The sequence below is a fragment of the Acinetobacter sp. AR2-3 genome, from assembly GCF_001878775.1.
GTDB lineage: Bacteria > Pseudomonadota > Gammaproteobacteria > Pseudomonadales > Moraxellaceae > Acinetobacter > Acinetobacter lwoffii_D.
The window spans coordinates 23,253-42,209 of sequence record NZ_MJIQ01000056.1 but is presented as its reverse complement, the minus strand read 5'-3'; the positions used below and the strand labels follow the sequence as shown (position 1 = coordinate 42,209).

The window sequence follows — 18,957 nt, the reverse complement described above, 5'->3', positions numbered from 1 at the left end:
GCTTAACTGACTGGCATTACCCATTCAGGGTGCTTTTTTATTGTAGTAAAAATTAGCCCGCAGCAGCGTCAACTACTGGAATCTTACCAATTTTTGCTTGCCAGATTTTAGGTGCAGTCGCGTGAATAGAAGTACCATTCACATCAACCGCTACAGATACCGGCATATCTTTTACCACAAACTTGTAAATTGCTTCCATACCCAGGTCAGCAAAAGCAACCACTTCAGCTTCCCGTATGGCTTTAGATACTAGGTAAGCAGCACCACCGACAGCCATCAGGTAAGTTGCCTGGTTGTCTTTAATGGCTTCAACGGCAGCAGGACCACGGTCCGCTTTACCGATCATGCCGAACATGCCAGTTGCTTCAAGAACTTGACGCGTAAATTTATCCATACGCGTAGCCGTTGTTGGGCCAGCAGGGCCTACAACTTCGTCGCCGACTGGATCAACAGGGCCAACGTAGTAGATAAACTTGCCTTTCAAGTCAACAGGAAGTTCTTCACCATTGTTCAGCATGTCGACCATACGTTTATGCGCAGCGTCACGGCCAGTGTAAATTGTACCGTTAAGAAGAAGTGTATCGCCTGGTTTCCAGCTATTCATTTCTTCTTGGGTAATCGTGTCGAGGTCAACACGTTTAGAAGATGAAGAATCCCAAGTCACAGCAGGGTAGTCTTCAAGTTTAGGTGCTTGAATGTGTGCAACACCCGTACCATCAAGGGTGAAGTGTGCATGACGAGTCGCAGCACAGTTCGGGATCATACCGACTGGTTTGCCCGCAGCATGACATGGGTAATCTTTGATCTTAATGTCTAGAACAGTGGTTAAACCGCCAAGACCTTGTGCACCAATACCCAAAGCATTTACTTTTTCGAAGATTTCGATACGAAGCTCTTCCATTTTGCTTTGTGGACCACGACGAAGCAATTCGTCCATGTTGATCTCTTCCATCAATGCTTCTTTGGCAAGCATCATGGCTTTTTCAGCAGTACCACCAATACCGATCCCCAGCATACCTGGTGGACACCAGCCTGCACCCATGGTCGGAACAGTTTTCAGTACCCAATCCACGATTGAATCAGACGGGTTTAACATCGCCAGTTTAGATTTGTTTTCTGAACCGCCACCTTTGGCTGCCACAGTGATATCTACTTTATTACCAGGCACAAGCTTGTGGTAAATCACGGCAGGGGTGTTGTCCTTGGTGTTCTTACGACCAAATGCAGGATCTGCCAGAACTGATGCACGAAGCACGTTCGAGTTTTCTAAATAACCCTGACGTACACCTTCATTGATTGCATCATCCAGGCTCATGGTTAAATCGAATTTAACGTCCATGCCCACTTCAACAAATACGTTGACGATACCGGTATCTTGACAGATTGGGCGGTGGCCTTCTGCACACATGCGTGAGTTAATTAAGATTTGTGCGATCGCATCTTTAGCAGCTTTGTTCTCTTCACGATCATACGCACGGCTCATCGCTTGGATAAAGTCTTGTGGGTGATAGTAAGAAATGAACTGAAGCGCATCTTTAACTGATGTGATCAAGTCATCTTGCTTGATAATAGTTGTCATACAAATATCTCTTGAGCGGGCTGATAGCTAGCGGGCTAAATTATAAGACAAAAGAATCGGGTTGTGGGCATTTTGGGCGAGCATTGGCCGAAAGTTTATAGTTTAAGCAATCGGATTAGGGGCTTTAGCTATTCAATGGGTCAAATATGACAGCAAGTTGTCATATTCGGTGTCATATTTCAGATAAAAAATATGCATAATTTTGATGATTTTTTTTAAGTGATTGAATTTAATTATTTATTTAAAAATTAACAAAAAATCAGATTGTCATATAACTGTCATAAAACTTTTACATAATGCAGCTATTGAAACGGGAGATCCTAACAATGGTTACAGGTATTTTGATGGCGGCTGGTTTTTGTGTATATATCGCTGCAACTTGGATGTATGGCCAGAAAGAAGAGCAAGCCTAAGCTTATCTTCTTTCTCCTATTTTAAAACCTCAAAGAATTAAGCTATCTTCAAATCTTCAAATCTTCAAATCTTCAAATCTTCAAATCTTCAAATCTTCAAATCTTCAAATCTTCAGATCCAGTTCATCAAACTATAAAAACATTTGAAAACTCAAATTTAAAAAGTATCTTTCCTATAGCTTACTCAAGCCATGTTGACCATTTACATTTTTAACCCAGAAAAACTCAAAGCCTGAAAACCCTTACACATGCGGCATTTTTTATTGCTTAGACTGTTTCTCTCAACTTCTAGAAACAGGCAAGTAGAATGAACAATTTTAATGCAAGTGATATTAAAGAACATGCTTCAGTCATTGCTTCATGTGGTACTCAAGTCGGGAAAGTAGACCATTTAGAAGGTCAGGATTCAATTAAATTAACAAGAAGTGATGATGAAAATAATGAGCATCATCTGATTCCCTTGAGTTGGGTAAGCGAAATCAAAGACGATAGTGTGGTGCTCAATAAAACGGCGGAAGACGTGCATAAAGAGTGGACCACCTTATAAAAAATTAAAGTCAGTGGACTGAAAAGCAGGGCTGCCTCAGCTCAATTTTTTATGTCACAGACTTTATGGGTAATCGTTGAAAATGCCAGTTCGAAAGACTGGCATTTTTATTGTGTATTAAAACGAGATAATGATCGCGTGCTGAATTTATTGAAGCTATGAGTGTTTTTTTATAAAAAAACCACCTGATTTTTCAATCAGATGGTTTGGAAAACTTAAATTCAAGAAGTATTAAGCTTCTTGCTGCTCGGCCTGAATCGCGGTTAAGGCAATGGTAAACACGATGTCATCGACCAAGGCACCACGCGACAGGTCATTGACCGGCTTATTCAAGCCTTGCAGCATTGGTCCAACACTGACTACATTGGCAGCACGTTGTACCGCTTTATAGGTCGTGTTACCGGTATTCAGATCCGGGAAGATAAATACATTGGCACGTCCAGCCACTTGTGAATCAGGTGCCTTTTGGCGCCCCACGCTTTCCACCGATGCTGCATCATATTGTAATGGCCCATCAATCAACAGGTCAGGACGACGTTCTTTGGCAATGCGTGTAGCTTCCGCGACTTTTTCCACATCAGCGCCAGTACCCGAAGTTCCTGTCGAATAGGAAATCATGGCAATGCGTGGATCTATACCAAAGGCTTTGGCAGAATCGGCGGACTGGATTGCAATTTCGGCCAGCTGTTCTGCATCAGGGTCCGGATTGATCGCACAGTCACCATACACATAGACTTCATCTGGCAACAGCATAAAGAATACGGAAGATACCAGTGAGTAATCCGGAGCAGTCTTAATCAGCTGGAAAGCAGGACGTACCGTATTCGCCGTGGTATGCACTGCACCCGACACCAAACCGTCAACCTGATCCAGCGCCAGCATCATGGTGCCAAGTACTACTGTATCTTGCAGTTGTTCACGGGCCTGTAGTTCGTTGAGCTTGCCTTTACGCAGCTCCACCATCTTGTCGATGTAGTTTTCACGCACCAGATCCGGATCAAGAATTTCCAGATCTTCAGGCAATTCAATACCGCGAGCTTTGGCTACTTCTAGCACAGCTTCAGGTTTGGCCAACAAAATACATTGGGCAATTCCACGGGACTGACAGATCGCTGCCGCCTGTACAGTGCGCGGTTCATCACCCTCTGGCAGTACAATACGTTTTTTCGCAGCAATCGATTTCTGTACCAGTTCATGACGGAAAGCGGAAGGTGACAGACGTGGCTTATAAGAACCATTCAACATTTGATTCAGCCATTCCGGATTGATATGGCTTGAAACAAAACGTGTCACCTGATCTGCACGTTCAGTATCATCCACTGGAATTTCATTGCTGAGATTTGCCAGTTTTTGTGCGGTTTCAAACGTGCTGAGTGGCGTGTGTAGGATTGGTAAACCTTGCTTGATGGCAGTCTGACAAAACTCTAATACATGATCATTTGGCTGTTGATGTTCAGTCAGTACCAGACCGGCCAAAGGAATCCCGTTACTACTGGCCAGACTACTTGCCAGTAATACATCAATTCGGTCGGAGGCACTAATAATTAATTCGCCAGCCACGAATTTATGCAATTCATGTTCAATATTGGCTGAAATCAGGCTACTGTGTTGCACACGGCGCTGTTTGGCTTCGCCTTCGTTGATCCAGTAGGCAGAAATATGGGCTGCCAGATCAGACATACGCGGCACACTTAAGGTTTTACTGAAAGGCACCAAGCCAATCACTGGCAATTTTTCAGAGCCAATATGCGGATGCGTCTGCCGAATGGCGGTGATAAATTCTGCGGTTTCAGCTTTAAGGCGTAAATCCGGATTCAGCGTGACAGGAATCTGCGCAGATTCTTCAGGTAGACCCTTGGTGCGCATCAACATGATACCTGCCAGACGGGTAGAGCTGGCGCCACCAAAATTACGCAGCTGATGTTCAACTTTATCTGCGGTTTGGCTTGGCTGCTGAATATTGGCATTGCTGACGACAATAACTTTGGCATCCAGTGCTTGTGCCAGTGAAGCATTCAAATCATCGGCAAAACTGTCCTGAGTATTTGGCAACAAACCTTCGACAATAATCAGGTCATGCTGTTTGGCAATTTGACGATGCAAACGTACCGCTTCTTCAAGCAATTCATCTTGTTCACCCAGATTGATCTGCTGCAAGACTTTGCTATAACGGATGGGTTCCACCGTTTCACTTTGAGAAATATGACGATACAAAGCCGTGGTGCGGTCTTCGATTTCATTCAATTCCTGAGCAAAAGGTTTCAGGAAACCAGCTTTTACCCCTTGGCATTCCAGTGCATAAATCAGGCCCAAACATGCAGAAGTTAAGCCTACGCCTTCCCCAGTGGGAACCAATAAAATTGTTTTCATAAGTTATGTCAGTCGCAGAATAATAAAAATCAGTTAAAAAGTGGCTAAGCCTGCTTATGCAGGCGTTACCTCAGCTTTAGACTTTTTTGCAGTATTTCGCTCCACTTCAAGCTCAACCACACTTTGAACTTCCTGAGCAATACGGCCTTCTTCATCTGTTGGCACTACCCAGATTTGTGGGCCTGTACCTGAATCGATCCGGCCTTCGGTACCGCGTTTCAACTCATTATTGGCATTTTTATCCAGATTAAAGCCGAAGTGTGGCAGGTAAGTCATGGTTTTTTCGCGGATATACGCTGAATTTTCGCCAATGCCGCCAGTGAAGAACAGACCATCAAGACGTGGCAGACCACAGCTTAGAGCGGCCAAGGACTTGGCTAAACGGTAGCAGAATACTTCAATCGCAAGGCTGGCATCTTCATTGCCTTGTTCTGATGCTTCAATCAGGGTACGCATGTCATTGGACAGATCAGACAAGCCCAAAAGACCACTTTGGCTATTCAGCATCTTGTCAATTTTATAAATGTCCCAACCCAGGTTTTTCGCCAGAAAGCTATGCAGGCTTGGATCAACATCACCACTGCGTGTGCCCATAACAATGCCTTCAAGCGGGGTTAAGCCCATTGAAGTATCTACACTTTGCCCATTCCAAACGGCACAGGTCGAGCTACCATTGCCTAAATGCGCTGTTAACCAGCCACCTTGTTTAAAACTGCCTGCCAGTTCAGAACCACGCTCTGAAACATAAGCATGACTGGTGCCGTGGAAACCATAGCGGCGCACACCATGTGATGTGTACAGAAATTTTGGCAGGGCATAGCGATATGCATGTGCTGGCATAGTTTGGTGGAAGGCGGTGTCAAATACCGCAATCTGTGGTAATTCCGGGAATAAACGTTTGGTGGCTTCGATGCCAATCAGATGAGCCGGATTGTGTAATGGCGCAAGCGGCGTTGCTTCACGAATTTTTTCAATAATCTCGTCATTGATCAGTTCAGCCTTGGTCAGGCTGCCACCATGTACCACACGGTGACCGATGGCATCTGGACGGTAGTTGGCCAGACGTTCCAGACCGACTTCGAGTGCTTTTTTGTGGTCAGCAAATGGAATGTGGATATCGACCGGCTCATTGCCAACCGTCACGCCTTTAATGCGAGCATTCTCTGTGCCTAAGTTCTCAGCTAAACCATGAATACGGAAATTCTGCTCCTCAAGAAGTAATGCAAACTTGATTGAAGAAGAGCCACAATTAATAACTAATACTGATTTAGACACGATTGATTACCCAATTTTTAATTAAAATTCTCGTCCATTTGCTTGACCCAATTGCGGACAATGAAGCAGCAATCCAGATCAATGAATATGTTTTAACATTTGTTTTTTTTCTGTCCTAGATAGACTTTAGCAGATTAGACTTAAGCATTATCGACCGATTTAACAATAATAACTAAAATTTATCAGTTCATAGTTTTCATTTATAAATAAAATGATGCTGAAAATATAATCAATAAAATGCTAAATCCTGCTTAAAGTTTATTTTGCAACAGATTGGTTTTTAGTTTAGCCTCTGAAAAGGCAAATATTGTTTCTAAATACAATTCTATAAAGAGATTTATCAATAAAATGACCCGAAGGTTCTGATCTATCTATTTCAGTGTGAATTTATCTGCCCATTTAAAACCGCCTCATAAATGAGGCGGTTTTAAATGAGCGATCTGAATACTTATTGGCGAATCTGACCATCACCAAAGACAATCCATTTCTGGGAAGTCAGGCCTTCAAGACCGACTGGGCCACGAGCATGGATTTTATCGGTCGAAATCCCGATTTCTGCGCCTAAGCCATATTCAAAACCATCTGCAAAACGAGTAGAGGCATTGATCATGACCGAACTTGAATCTACACCCGCCAGAAACTCGCGAGCCAGACTGTAGTTTTCTGTAATGATGGAATCGGTATGATGCGAGCCATATTGGTTGATGTGCTCAATGGCTTCTTCTATGCCAGAGACCACTTTGATCGCCAGAATTGGACCCAGATACTCGGTATACCAGTCTTCTTCAGTGGCCGTAATAACTGCATCTCCAAGAATACGCTGGGTTTCCCGGCAACCACGCAGTTCGACTTGTTTCTCTTGGTAAAGCTCTGCGATGCGTGGCAAGAATTCTTCAGCGACTTTTTCATCGACCAACAGGGTTTCCATAGCATTACATACGCCATAGCGATGGGTTTTGGCATTGAGCGCAATCGGCAATGCTTTCAACAAGTCCGCTTGGGCTTCCACATAGACATGACAATTGCCATCTAAATGTTTAATGACCGGTACGCGTGCTTCCTCGGTAATCCGTTCGATCAGGCTCTTGCCGCCACGAGGCACAATCACATCCACATATTCAGTCATGGTAATCAACTGGCCCACTGCAGCGCGGTCAGTCGTATTCACGACCTGTACGGCAGCCTCAGGCAGGCCTGCGACTTTCAGACCATGCTGAATCGAAGTTGCAATTGCCTGATTCGATTCCAGCGCTTCTGAGCCGCCCCGTAAAATAATGGCATTGCCTGATTTGAGTGCCAGTGATGCCGCTTCCAGCGTGACGTTAGGACGTGATTCGTAGATCATGCCGACCACACCCAAAGGCACACGCATCTTGCCCAGTTGAATCCCGGATGGGCGATAAGCCATATCACTAATTTCACCAATCGGATCTTTCAGGCCAATGACATCTTTTAAGCCCTGTAACATACCTTTAAAGCGTGCGGGGTTGAGTTCTAAGCGATCAAGCAGGGCTGGGTCCAGATTGTTGTTATGCGCCTTGGTCATATCTTTCTGGTTAGCAGCCAAAATAGCAGTTTGGCTATTTTCCAAAGCCGTATAAATAGCGGATAGTGCATTGTTTTTGGTTTGGGTGGACGCGCGAGCCAAAATGCGAGACGCCTGGCGTGCCTGCTGTCCTACCGTTTGCATATATTGTTCAATAAACTCTTGCATAGCGGTTTGATCACTTAGAAATTTCATTTCGATATTAACAGCCTGCTGCTGCACAATGAAGCCCATCTGTTAAAAATCATCCGTTTTCGCTGACTTCTAAACATTTTGAAATTGTTTTCTGTTTAAAAGCAGATAAGTGGTCACTGAAGCGGTTGCTTGTGAAAAGCAGCTCTGTATAGAATGAAACACGCGACATTGATGTCATTTATAATTATTAAAGAGCAGGATGCGTGTTCAGGCACACCGGAATGCGCCTGAAATATAAGATCTGTTAATCATGACTTGCACAATAAAAATAAGGCAAGGACGGAGGAAAAGGAATATGAATTCCATTATCCACATGGACGCCCATGTATTGGAACAACATAGCCACGATGGTTTTTTTGATCTTTATGATAAGCACAGTTTTAAGCAGCCGCCACGCACCACCTGGATGGATGGCTGGAAAATAGAATATATGGCGATCGCCCGTCCAGATACCTTACATTTAAGACCCATGGTGATCATTGGGGGCGCTTTCCAGAATTTTAATTCCTACAAATACTGTGTAGAACAGCTTTTTGATGCAGGTCCCATCATTTTGATAGATCTGCCGTCCATGGGGGCCAACCAGCAGATTAGTAATGTCGACACAGGTCTTTCTGCAGGAATACTGGAGCTTGAAGACCTTGCGGCGATGCTAGGGCGCTGGCTGGAGCAGATGCAGCTACCGCAAGTGGCAATTTTAGGCATGTCCTTAGGATCAGTGGTAGCTTCCTGTCTGGCAGATCAGCGTCCTGAACTGGTCGAGCGGATGATCCTGATGGGGGTGATGCAGAAAACCCGTAAAAGCTGGCGGATGCTGCTGGAAGAATCCCTACACCTGATGAAAGAACAGCGTATGGATGAATTTGGTCAGGCCGTGATTTTGTATCTGGTGAATCATGCACGTTTGACAGAAACCCGGATGTCACCGACTGCAAAGCGTTTGTTCTTCAAGCAGATGTCAGAATTCACTGCGACTGAACAGGATCGTTATGATATCAATTGCAACCGTTTATTGCGTCTGACCAATGTGCCGATTCCGCAGTGCAAAGTGCTGGTGGCATGTGGGCAATATGACAGTTTTACCTTGCCACATGAAAATGCGAATTTTGCCCTGCAATGCCCGGATATGCAGTACGTGCAAATTGCAGGCGCCGATCATGTACCACAGCTGCAACGTCGTAAAGAAACCATGCATCTGTTTGCAACTTTCTTGCGTGATGAGGCTGTTGATCAACTGGATGGCATTATTCCATTCACTCGCGAACAGATACAGCAGCTTGAACGTCGCGGTGAAGAGCGGATTCAGGTGCAAGACTCACAGCGCTTCCTCAGTCATCGTCATTCTGATCTCATTTTAAAAGCAGAGATCGTGGACATGAATTTCTTTGGGGTATTACTAGAGCTAGATGTAGAATGGGCAGTATGTGCGGCAACTTATCCTCGTGACTTGGCCTTGCATCTGGAAGATGAAGCAGGGGAATTTCAGATTGAATGCCTAATCTTTGAACAGGATGATACCCAGCTGCGTGCTTTATTTAAACATGGCAGTTTTGAAGTCGCAGAACGCTTATTGCACTTCATACAAATGCAAAAAATGCTGTCACAAGCTGAAGTATTTGATGCGGCAATTTAAAAAAACATCATCATAAAAAACAGCGTACTTAAACGCTGTTTTTTTTCACTGCATGAATCATCCACACCAGATCACCTAAATGTTCATCTTGTTCTGGTGTCGGGTTTGGCTGACGAGGCTCGGCAAAATAACGTTGGGGTTGTTGTACCTCAATCTGGTCAAATCCTGCATCTTGAAAAAAGTGTTGCAGTTCTTGGGAAGATTTAAAATGAAAGGTAAACGCACTGCGAGACATGAATTTAAGCAGACGGCTACTGCTCCAGATAAAACTTGCCAATTTATTTTTGACCGGTTCAGGATAAATATCACTGAGATAATGGATTTCGCTAAATTGCTGTCCATATTCCGTGACGCCTTTTAATAAGGTAAACAGCATGTGCTGAGCAAAATAATTAATCAGTCCTTCACTAATGACGACCAAGGGTTGGTTGCGGTCAAACATTTGAAAAATACAGTCCAACTCTTTACTAAAAATATCGGCAGTCAGGACTTCGGGTGCATGCTGATCAATTTGCTGTAAAGCCTGGGTCTTGATCTTGGCCATATCGGGCAGATCCAGTTCACGATAATTAATCTCGGAAAATTTCTGTCTAAAATTCCAACTGCGTGGAGATAGTCCGCAGGCAATTTCAAGAACCTGAAGTTGTGGGTGTTGCTCAATTAGTTGACACAGATGCTCATCAATCATCTGATGGCGCTGCTTAAGTGTCGTACGCATGCTACCGCCAACATGGCGTTCCGCCCAGGATTCAAGTGGATGCAACAGTTTGGCCAGAAACTTGCCTTTGGATGTAGCAAAGGCTGGATGTGAGATCCCCATTTGATACCAGATATAGCCGGTATAGTGCGCCGTAAAAGAAATATGGCGATGTTGCGAAAGTGAGTCTGTCATATAGTTCTGACCTTATTGTTATTTTTAAGTTGATTAAATAAAAGTGTAAACTTTTCATTACTATAATAAAAAAGGAACACCTTGTCGTGCCCCTTTTTCATATTGATTGGATTTAAAAAGTTTTAGCTGGACTGCTGTTTAAATGCCAGTATTTCATCACGAATCTCGCGCCATTCTTGACCCAGATCCAGTTCGTCACCAATCTGAATGTTCGGGATGTTGCCGCGCATACGTTCCAGGCGTTGCTGGTTCGGGAGGGGCAAATCAACAATCCCTTCCAGTGCAATACATTGTGCTGTACGATCATTGCAGACTAGCCCCATATCACAACCCGCTTTGAGTGCGGCCTGAATTCGGGCATCGGCACCGCCTGCGACACATGCGGCCTGCATGCTTAAATCATCTGAGAACAGGACACCGTCAAAACCAAGTTCCTGACGTAAAACTTTCTGAATCCAGAATTCAGAGAATCCGGCTGGATTGGGATCGACCTGACTATAGATGACATGAGCCGGCATCAGCGCATCCAGTTGTGGTTGCAGTTGGATAAATGTTTGCATATCTTTTTGCTGGATTTCTGCATAGGAGCGCGTATCAATTGCTGCAGCAACATGTGAATCCGCTTTGACCGAGCCATGACCGGGGAAATGTTTACCAGTTGAAGCCATACCGGCACGTTTCATACCTTTTAGAAATGCACTGGCGAGTGGAATAATGTCCTGAATATTTTGGGCAAAGCTACGATCACCGATCACATCACTGATGTCATTCAAGTCCAATACCGGTGCAAAGCTGAAATCAATGCCAACAGCGAGAACTTCAGTTGCCATCAGCCAGCCGCATTTTTCAGCCAGTTCAAGGGCACGCTGTGGATCGCTCGTATAAAGTTCGCCAAATTTCCCCATGGCAGGCAGCAAGGTAAAGCCTTGTCTTAAACGCTGGACACGACCGCCTTCCTGATCGACTGCAATTAAAATATCAGGACGCACCTGACGCATATGATCGGTCAAAGCACGGACTTGGGCCGGAGATTCGATATTGCGACCAAATAAAATCACTCCACCGACTTGCGGCGCACTTAATAGTTCAATATCTTCTTGAGTGAGGGTTGTGCCTGCGATGTCGAGCATCAATGCGCCAATCATATGCGGAATCCGTTTTAGAGTTTTTCGGAGAAAACAATACCTGAATTCTGCAATGATTTGCTACACTTTGTCAGCACAGAATATGATAAAACTACACGACATAAACATATTAAGTTGTTTAAGATGCTGAATACGTTAAATTCTGGTCGAAAAGCAACACGGTCAAATTGGTCTCTAGGCCAAGGAAGTACGAATTATTTATGAAATTTCAAACTATAGCTTGCGCAGTTGCGATTGCGACAGGTGGATTCTTTTTTACCCATGTAGTGAATGATGCGATTGCGGCCAATAGTAATGAAGTGGTCAGTAAAGCAATTCAGCCATCTCAAGAGCAGGCGCTGGTGTCACGTCAGCTGGCAACCCTGGTTGACCGTCAGCATTATTTAAATATGCGTCTGGATGCCCAGACTTCGCAGCGTATTTTTGATTTCTATATTGATAGTCTTGATCCGGAACACAGTCTGTTTCTGGCTCCAGAAGTTGAAAACTATAAGAAACGCTATGGTGCCAATTTTGGTGCCAATCTGAAAGCCGGCAATTTGTCTGGCCCTTATGAAATGCATGCGCAATATCAACAGCGATTGCAGCAGTTCTACACCTATATGTTGAATGAACTGAAAAAACCGCAAAATCTGAATCAGCCGAATGTTTATATCGAAACGGATCGTGAAAAAGCGCCGTTCTTTAAAACTGAGGCTGAACAGCGCGCGCATTGGTCGAAAATGCTGGTGTCTCAGCTGATCAATTTGACCATCAGTAAAGAAGAGGAATTGGCCAAGCAGAAAGCCCTGAAAGCCAATCCGGAACTGGCGAATGGACAAGACCTGACGGGTCCTGAAGATCTGACGCCTGCGCAAACCTTAACCAAGCGTTATACCCGTCAGCTGGAACGTCTCAGCCGCATCAAGAGCGATGATGTGCTCGACAAGACACTGAACGCGATGATGCTGACTTATGATCCGCACAGTAATTACTTCCCGCCTGTGGATGCGATGGAGCTGAATCGTCAGACCACTTTACAGCTGGAAGGCGTCGGCGTATCGATTCGTCCGGAGCGTGGCAATGAAGATTATACCAAGATTGAAACCATCGTTGAAGGTGGTCCGGCCAGCAAATCCGGTCAAGTTAAATCAGGTGATCGTATCATTGGTGTAGCCCAAGACGGCGAGCAAATGGTAGATGTCATTGGCTGGCCAAGTAATGAAATTGTCGGTCTGATTCGTGGTAAACGTGGCACGAAAGTCACTCTACGCTTGCTCGGTGCGGGTGCTGCCATGGGGCAGGCACGTAATGTGACTATTACCCGTGACGTGATTCAGGAAGAAGATGCTGGTGTACGTACACGTGTAGTCGACATTCAACGTGACGGTAAAAAATATCAATATGGTGTGATCGAAATTCCGTCGTTCTACCTGAACTATCGCGCACGCCGTGCCGGTACCGATTATCGTTCGGTGTCTGAAGATACCAACAAAGCCTTGAAAGAGCTGGCAGCGAAGAATGTTGCCGGAATTATTGTCGATTTGCGGAATAACCCGGGCGGTTCACTGGAAGAAGTGGCACGTATGTTGGGGCAGGTAATCAAGTCTGGTCCAGTGGTACAGATCCGTGATGGCAATGGCAATGTCAGCGTCTTTGAGGATGATGATGGTGGTGCACAAACTTATGCGGGTCCATTGGCAGTGATGGTGAATCTGGCCTCTGCATCGGCCAGTGAAATTTACTCTGCTGCGATTCAGGATTATGAACGCGGGATTGTGATTGGTAGTACCACCACCGGTAAAGGTACAGCACAGGTGCAACTGGATAGTTTGGCGCATGGTCAGGCGACGCTGACGCAGCGTAAATTCTATCGTGTGACCGGTGGTAGTACCCAGAATAAAGGGGTTGTTCCGGACATTAAACTGGTCGATATTTATAACGAAGAGTTTGGTGAGCGTAAGGCTAAAAATGCCTTGCAGTGGGATACTATTCCAACGGCACCATTTAAACGTGAAGGGGCTGTACAGAAATACGTTCCTGAATTAGCTAAACTTTCTCAGCAACGGGTCACACTGGATTCTCAGTTCAAGTATTTAGAACAGCGTAAAGCCGTGATGAAGAAAGCCGAAGAAGAGAAACGTCAGGTACTGGACTTGCAACAGCGTAAAGCTGAGTTGATTGCCATGGAGCAAAAAACGCTGGATGCAGAAAACACGCGCCGTGCTGCAACAGGTCTGAAACCTTATCCAAACTGGGAAAGTTATCAGGCTTCACTGGATGCCTTGATTGAAACACGTGCCAAGATGAAGGCCAAAGAACGTCCGGCTCTGCCTGAAGAAGAAGCGTTTGTGATTGAAGCGGCAAATGTGTTACTGGACTATGCCAAATTACAGAAAAAATCCTAAGATTTAACTTTATTTATCATTCATTAAAATAGCCTGTTTCGACAGGCTATTTTTTTATTTTGCAAATCTGCACAAAAGACCAAATAAAATTTTGCTATGAAGTGCCATCTGTCTAAATAAAAAGAAAAAAATTGTGATGGTGATCGAATAAATGAGCTAAAAAAATGAAGCTAAATATTTGCTTAAATTTGAAACACTTCTAATATATAAGTCATATTTTATTTTTCTGTTGAGTCTTATTTTTGGGGCAATTCTCAACCTTGAATGAAAGAAATATAAATTCTAAATTTTAGTTAAGACTGATGCTGTTGCAGATCAATTGGCTTGCATGGATGGTCAGTCTTGAGATTTTACTGAGTTCAAATTTGACCGGGTGAAAATGGAAATATCAGTGCAGAGCATAATAAAAATGATCACCGATGGGGAACATTTTATATGATTGATATTCAGCATGATATTGGTTTGGTCATCAGCTCCGTTCTTTCTGCATTGGTCGCTTGCTATCTCATCGCACGGATTAAAAAATTTACTTCAGGCACTTCGCAGTCAAACTTTAAAACCTTCAGTTTAATGCTAACCGCCATGCTATTGGGCCTATTGATCTGGTTGATCCATTTTATTGGGCTGACAGCAGGTTTTGTGCTGAATAAATATGAGATGAATTTGGGCTTGATGCTTCTGTCTGTTCTGGTGATATGTATTACCTCTATGTTTACCCTCTGGTTAAGTACCAGAAGTACTTGGTCATTTTTCCGGGCAGTTCTCGTAGCAGGTGTGATCGCACTCGGCATCTTTGGCATGCACTCTATTAGCATGATGGCATTCAATTTTACTTCCGCCCATGTGCAACAGTCACCGGAATTGGTTCAGGCTCATGATCAGCTGTTTCTGGCCATGGTACTGATGAGTGGATTGCTGCTAGTAACGTTGATTTGTATCGTCGTGTCCGAACTGCGTGTAGGATTACGCAACCGTCAGCTTGCATGGGCCAATCAACAAATTGAAAATCAGACCATTCAGGATAATCTGACCAAATTACCTAACCGTTTGTATCTGGCTGAATATGCAAATCTGCTGTTTTCAGGTCAGTCCGAACAGCAGCATGAAATAGCCTTTTTATACATTGATCTGGACCGTTTTAAGGCGGTCAATGATGTGTTTGGTCATCTGGTCGGCGATCAGTTGCTGATTCAATTGACCACGCGGATTCATCTGTTATTAGGTCATCATTCCAAGCTGCTCAGAATCGGCGGAGATGAATTTCTGCTGGTGCTGGAAAATACCTCAGTCGCCAAAGCTGCAAAAATGTCAGAACAGATTCTTGAACTGATTCAGGAAAGTTTCCTGATTGAGGGCAAGAGTATTCATATCTCGGGCAGTATTGGCATTGCCATGTATCCGGAACACGGCAAGAATTTACAGGATCTGCTGGTCAATGCCGATGCTGCCATGCTGAGTTCAAAATATCAGGGACGCAATACCTATTCAGTCTTTAATTATTCTACCGACCAGGATGAAAGCAAAAGCCAGAGTACTCTGATTAATGATCTGTACAAAGCGGTGGAAGAACAACAGTTTGTATTGTTCTATCAGCCCAAGTTTCGGACCAAGGATCGTAGCTTGTGTGGGGTAGAGGCATTAATTCGCTGGAATCATCCCCAGTTTGGTTTGCTCGGCCCGAATCTGTTTATCAATGCGGCTGAAAAAACTGGATTGATTATTCAAATGGGCTATTGGGCATTGGAACTGGCTTGTCAGCAGATTCAAAAATGGCAACGGACACATACTGAATTTTTCCCTATCGCGGTCAATTTGTCTGCGGTACAATTTGAACATAAGCATCTGTTTAGTACTTTAGAAAAGTTATTTGCACAATATAAAATCAGTCCTCAGCATTTAATGATCGAGATTACTGAATCGACTGCCATGCATCATATTGATGTGAGTATGCGCAGCTTTAAGCGCTTAAGACAAATGGGCATCCGTCTAGCCATTGATGATTTTGGTACAGGGCATTCCAGTTTTCTCTATTTAAAGAATTTCGCCGTAGATGAGTTAAAAATTGACCGGGAATTTATCAAAAATCTGGCAGTCGGCTCCAAAGAAGAAATGATTCTGGAAAGCATTATTCAGCTGGCCATAAAACTGGGCTTGGTGGTGACCGCCGAAGGTGTTGAAACAGAAGCGCAAGCAGAAATTTTAACCCGGCTCGGTTGTGAACAGTTACAAGGCTTTTTGCTGGGCTTGCCGGGAGATGAACAACGACTAGAAAACTTACAATTCCATGAATAGCGCTCTAATTCATTGAGCGTCAGGATAGATAGACAACATGGCTCACGGAACTCCACCCTGAAACTCTGCTACAATATCGCCAATTTTTTTCATATTGATCGAATTTGATCTCGAATGCTGTGCATTGAGCAGTAGGTGTATTTCATGAGCTTTAAGCAAGAACTGGCGGCACAAGTCGCCCAGCGACGTACGTTCGCTATTATTTCCCACCCCGATGCCGGTAAAACTACCATGACAGAAAAATTGCTGTTATGGGGTCAGGCCATTCAGGTGGCCGGGATGGTAAAAAGCCGTAAATCTGACCGGGCCGCAACATCGGACTGGATGGAAATGGAAAAAGAGCGTGGTATTTCGATTACCACCTCAGTGATGCAATTTCCTTTTAAAGACAAGATGATTAATCTTCTGGACACTCCGGGACATGAAGACTTCTCGGAAGATACCTACCGTACCCTAACCGCGGTAGACTCGGCGCTGATGGTGATTGACGGGGCAAAAGGTGTCGAAGACCGAACCATTAAACTGATGGAAGTGTGTCGGATGCGCGATACCCCGATCATTTCATTCGTCAATAAAATGGACCGTGAAATCCGTGAGCCGCTTGAGCTTCTGGATGAAATCGAAAACGTTCTGAAAATTAAATGTGTCCCGATCACCTGGCCACTCGGTACAGGCCGTGATTTTGCCGGTGTATTTAATTTAATCGAAGAAAAATTCTACGTGTATAAAGCCGGTTTCGGTTCAGTGATTACTGAGATCGAAGTGCGTGATGGTTATGACTATCCTGATCTTCGTGAGAAAGTGGGTGAACTGGCTTGGGCGGCATTTGAAGAATCGCTTGAACTGGTACAAATGGCCAATGAGCCTTTAGACCGCGAAGAATTTCTGGCGGGTCGTCAAACGCCTGTGTTGTTCGGTACAGCCTTGGGTAATTTTGGTGTCGACCATGTTCTGGATGCTTTCAGTCAATATGCGCCATCTCCTAAAGCCCATCCGACCCAAGATCGTGTTGTGGAAGCGGATGAAGAAGGCTTTACCGGTTTCGTCTTCAAGATTCAGGCCAATATGGATCCGAAGCACCGTGACCGTATTGCTTTCATGCGGATCTGTTCAGGCAAGTATGAAAAAGGCTTGAAGATGAAACACGTACGTCTGGATAAAGATGTGCGCATCAGCGATGCCTTAACTTTCCTTGCTGGCGATCGTCAGCATCTGGAAGAAGCCTGGCCGGGTGATATTATTGGTCTGCATAACCATGGCACCATTCAGATCGGTGATACATTTACCTCGGGTGAGAAACTTCAGTTTACCGGTATTCCACACTTTGCGCCTGAAATGTTCCGCCGTGTCCGCTTGAAAGATCCACTAAAATCCAAGCAATTGCAAAAAGGTCTGAAAGAGCTTTCTGAAGAAGGGGCAACCCAGGTATTCATGCCACAGAATAACAACGACCTGATCGTGGGTGCTGTAGGTGTGCTACAGTTTGAAGTGGTGGCTTACCGTCTGAAAGAAGAATACAAGGTCGACTGTGTTTACGAACCGGTCAGCATCAACACAGTACGTTGGGTGTCTTGCGATGATGAGAAGAAATTCAACGAATTCAAGAAAAAAGCTCATGACCAGTTGTCTGTCGATGGTGGTGGTCATTTGACATATCTTGCACCAAGCCGCGTGAATTTGCAGCTCATGCAAGAACGTTATCCGGACATCGTGTTCCACAATACGCGTGAACACTAAAATTTCAGGCTTCGCAGCTAAAGTTTAAAAATATCAAACAGCTTCTCCGGAAGCTGTTTTATTTTATGCTACATTTAAGCAATTAATAACTCGATAGATATAGCAAAGAGAATGAAGCTCAGCAAGGAAGTCGTCCTCGGTTCTGTGATTGGTTTAAGTCTTGTCCTGAGTGGCTGTGATCAAAGCGAAAAAGAGCCTGTTAATACTCCGCAAAATGAGAAAATGACCGCAGCTCAGCAGACCGCAGATGTTTTGCCTTATCTGAATATTCAAGAGCAGCCGGCTAAAATTGCCTTGCCATTTTGTGAAAATAAAAACTGTATCAATCTGGATATTCAGACCTTGCATACGGTTGATCCATGGATGAACCAATGGATTGAAAAGCAGCAGGCCAAAGTGATTCAGGATCAAATCGGCTTGAAACAGGACATGAATTTACAGCAGGCGATCAATGCCTATGTAAAAAAATCGGATGCGTGGCAGGCGCAGCTCAATCTGAACAAGGCTTATGAGTTATCGCTATATACCCGTATTCCTTACCAGCGCAACCAATATGTGTTGATGCAGATTGGGGTCGATACCAAACAGGAAAATGTCAGCGTGCATGAGCGCTATTATTTTTTTGTGGCTGATCGTCGCCAGCAGAAAATGCTAACCCCACTGGATATTGTCGATCCTAAGCAACAGTTAGTAATGGATCAGATTATTCAGCAAGCCTATGATACATGGCTCAAAGAAAACGATCAGCAAGTTCAGCAGAAAGCGCCGAAAAAACTGTATTGGGGACAGGCTGACTGGTTCTTTGATCAGGAAGGCATTGGGCTGCATTTTCGCAGCCATGAAATTAGCAAAGACGCCAAACAACTGGATATTTATTTAACAAAACAACAAACACAACAGGTCTTGAAAGCTGATATCTATCAGCATATGTTTTAAAGCTCACGAT

12 protein-coding genes are annotated in these 18,957 nt (G+C 44.3%); 6 read left to right on the top strand and 6 right to left on the bottom strand.

Annotated elements, in window-relative coordinates:
• Nucleotides 1-52: 52 nt before the first annotated feature.
• Complete coding sequence (locus BFN00_RS10720) at nucleotides 53-1,579, bottom strand: fumarate hydratase (RefSeq protein WP_071851599.1); 1,527 nt, start codon at nucleotides 1,577-1,579, stop codon at nucleotides 53-55.
• A 720-nt stretch (nucleotides 1,580-2,299) separates the two neighbouring features.
• On the opposite strand from BFN00_RS10720, the gene BFN00_RS10715 reads away from it, so the two are divergent.
• Nucleotides 2,300-2,539: a DUF2171 domain-containing protein gene (locus BFN00_RS10715; RefSeq protein ID WP_005107915.1), complete on the top strand. Its 240-nt coding sequence runs from the start codon at nucleotides 2,300-2,302 to the stop codon at nucleotides 2,537-2,539.
• Nucleotides 2,540-2,770: 231 nt separating this feature from the next.
• Here the strand turns inward: BFN00_RS10715 and pta are convergent, their stop codons facing one another.
• From pta to BFN00_RS10700, 3 genes are all read right to left on the bottom strand, one after another.
• Nucleotides 2,771-4,909 (bottom strand): phosphate acetyltransferase, encoded by a 2,139-nt coding sequence (gene pta / locus BFN00_RS10710; RefSeq protein WP_071851597.1) that lies wholly within the window; start codon nucleotides 4,907-4,909, stop codon nucleotides 2,771-2,773.
• A gap of 54 nt (nucleotides 4,910-4,963) precedes the next feature.
• Complete coding sequence (locus BFN00_RS10705; protein ID WP_071851596.1) at nucleotides 4,964-6,184, bottom strand: acetate/propionate family kinase; 1,221 nt, start codon at nucleotides 6,182-6,184, stop codon at nucleotides 4,964-4,966.
• 448 nt (nucleotides 6,185-6,632) lie between these two features.
• The gene (locus tag BFN00_RS10700) at nucleotides 6,633-7,898 is read right to left on the bottom strand and encodes a glutamate-5-semialdehyde dehydrogenase (protein ID WP_071851601.1); all 1,266 of its coding nucleotides are present in this window, start codon (nucleotides 7,896-7,898) and stop codon (nucleotides 6,633-6,635) included.
• A gap of 322 nt (nucleotides 7,899-8,220) precedes the next feature.
• Here BFN00_RS10700 and BFN00_RS10695 point away from each other — a divergent pair, with 322 nt between their 5' ends.
• Nucleotides 8,221-9,558: an alpha/beta fold hydrolase gene (locus tag BFN00_RS10695; protein ID WP_071851593.1), complete on the top strand. Its 1,338-nt coding sequence runs from the start codon at nucleotides 8,221-8,223 to the stop codon at nucleotides 9,556-9,558.
• A gap of 28 nt (nucleotides 9,559-9,586) precedes the next feature.
• Here BFN00_RS10695 and BFN00_RS10690 read toward each other — a convergent pair whose 3' ends face one another.
• On the bottom strand, nucleotides 9,587-10,450 hold the full coding sequence (locus BFN00_RS10690; protein WP_071851590.1) for a class I SAM-dependent methyltransferase: 864 nt from the start codon (nucleotides 10,448-10,450) through the stop codon (nucleotides 9,587-9,589).
• Between the two features lie 122 nt (nucleotides 10,451-10,572).
• Entirely contained in the window at nucleotides 10,573-11,595 is a 1,023-nt protein-coding gene (gene nagZ / locus BFN00_RS10685) for a beta-N-acetylhexosaminidase (protein WP_071851588.1), read from the bottom strand.
• Between the two features lie 200 nt (nucleotides 11,596-11,795).
• Between nagZ and BFN00_RS10680 the strand changes: the two genes are divergently transcribed.
• The 4 genes from BFN00_RS10680 (at nucleotide 11,796) to BFN00_RS10665 (ending at nucleotide 18,947) form a co-directional block, all read left to right on the top strand.
• Nucleotides 11,796-13,982 carry a carboxy terminal-processing peptidase gene (locus BFN00_RS10680; protein WP_071851586.1) on the top strand — a complete coding sequence of 729 codons (2,187 nt, stop codon included), beginning with the start codon at nucleotides 11,796-11,798 and terminating at the stop codon, nucleotides 13,980-13,982.
• A 435-nt stretch (nucleotides 13,983-14,417) separates the two neighbouring features.
• The gene (locus tag BFN00_RS10675) at nucleotides 14,418-16,274 is read left to right on the top strand and encodes an EAL domain-containing protein (RefSeq protein ID WP_071851585.1); all 1,857 of its coding nucleotides are present in this window, start codon (nucleotides 14,418-14,420) and stop codon (nucleotides 16,272-16,274) included.
• A gap of 144 nt (nucleotides 16,275-16,418) precedes the next feature.
• Nucleotides 16,419-18,011 (top strand): peptide chain release factor 3, encoded by a 1,593-nt coding sequence (locus BFN00_RS10670; RefSeq protein WP_004647433.1) that lies wholly within the window; start codon nucleotides 16,419-16,421, stop codon nucleotides 18,009-18,011.
• A gap of 111 nt (nucleotides 18,012-18,122) precedes the next feature.
• Nucleotides 18,123-18,947, top strand: coding sequence for a hypothetical protein (locus BFN00_RS10665; protein ID WP_005250706.1), 825 nt, complete (start codon nucleotides 18,123-18,125; stop codon nucleotides 18,945-18,947).
• Nucleotides 18,948-18,957: the final 10 nt, after the last annotated feature.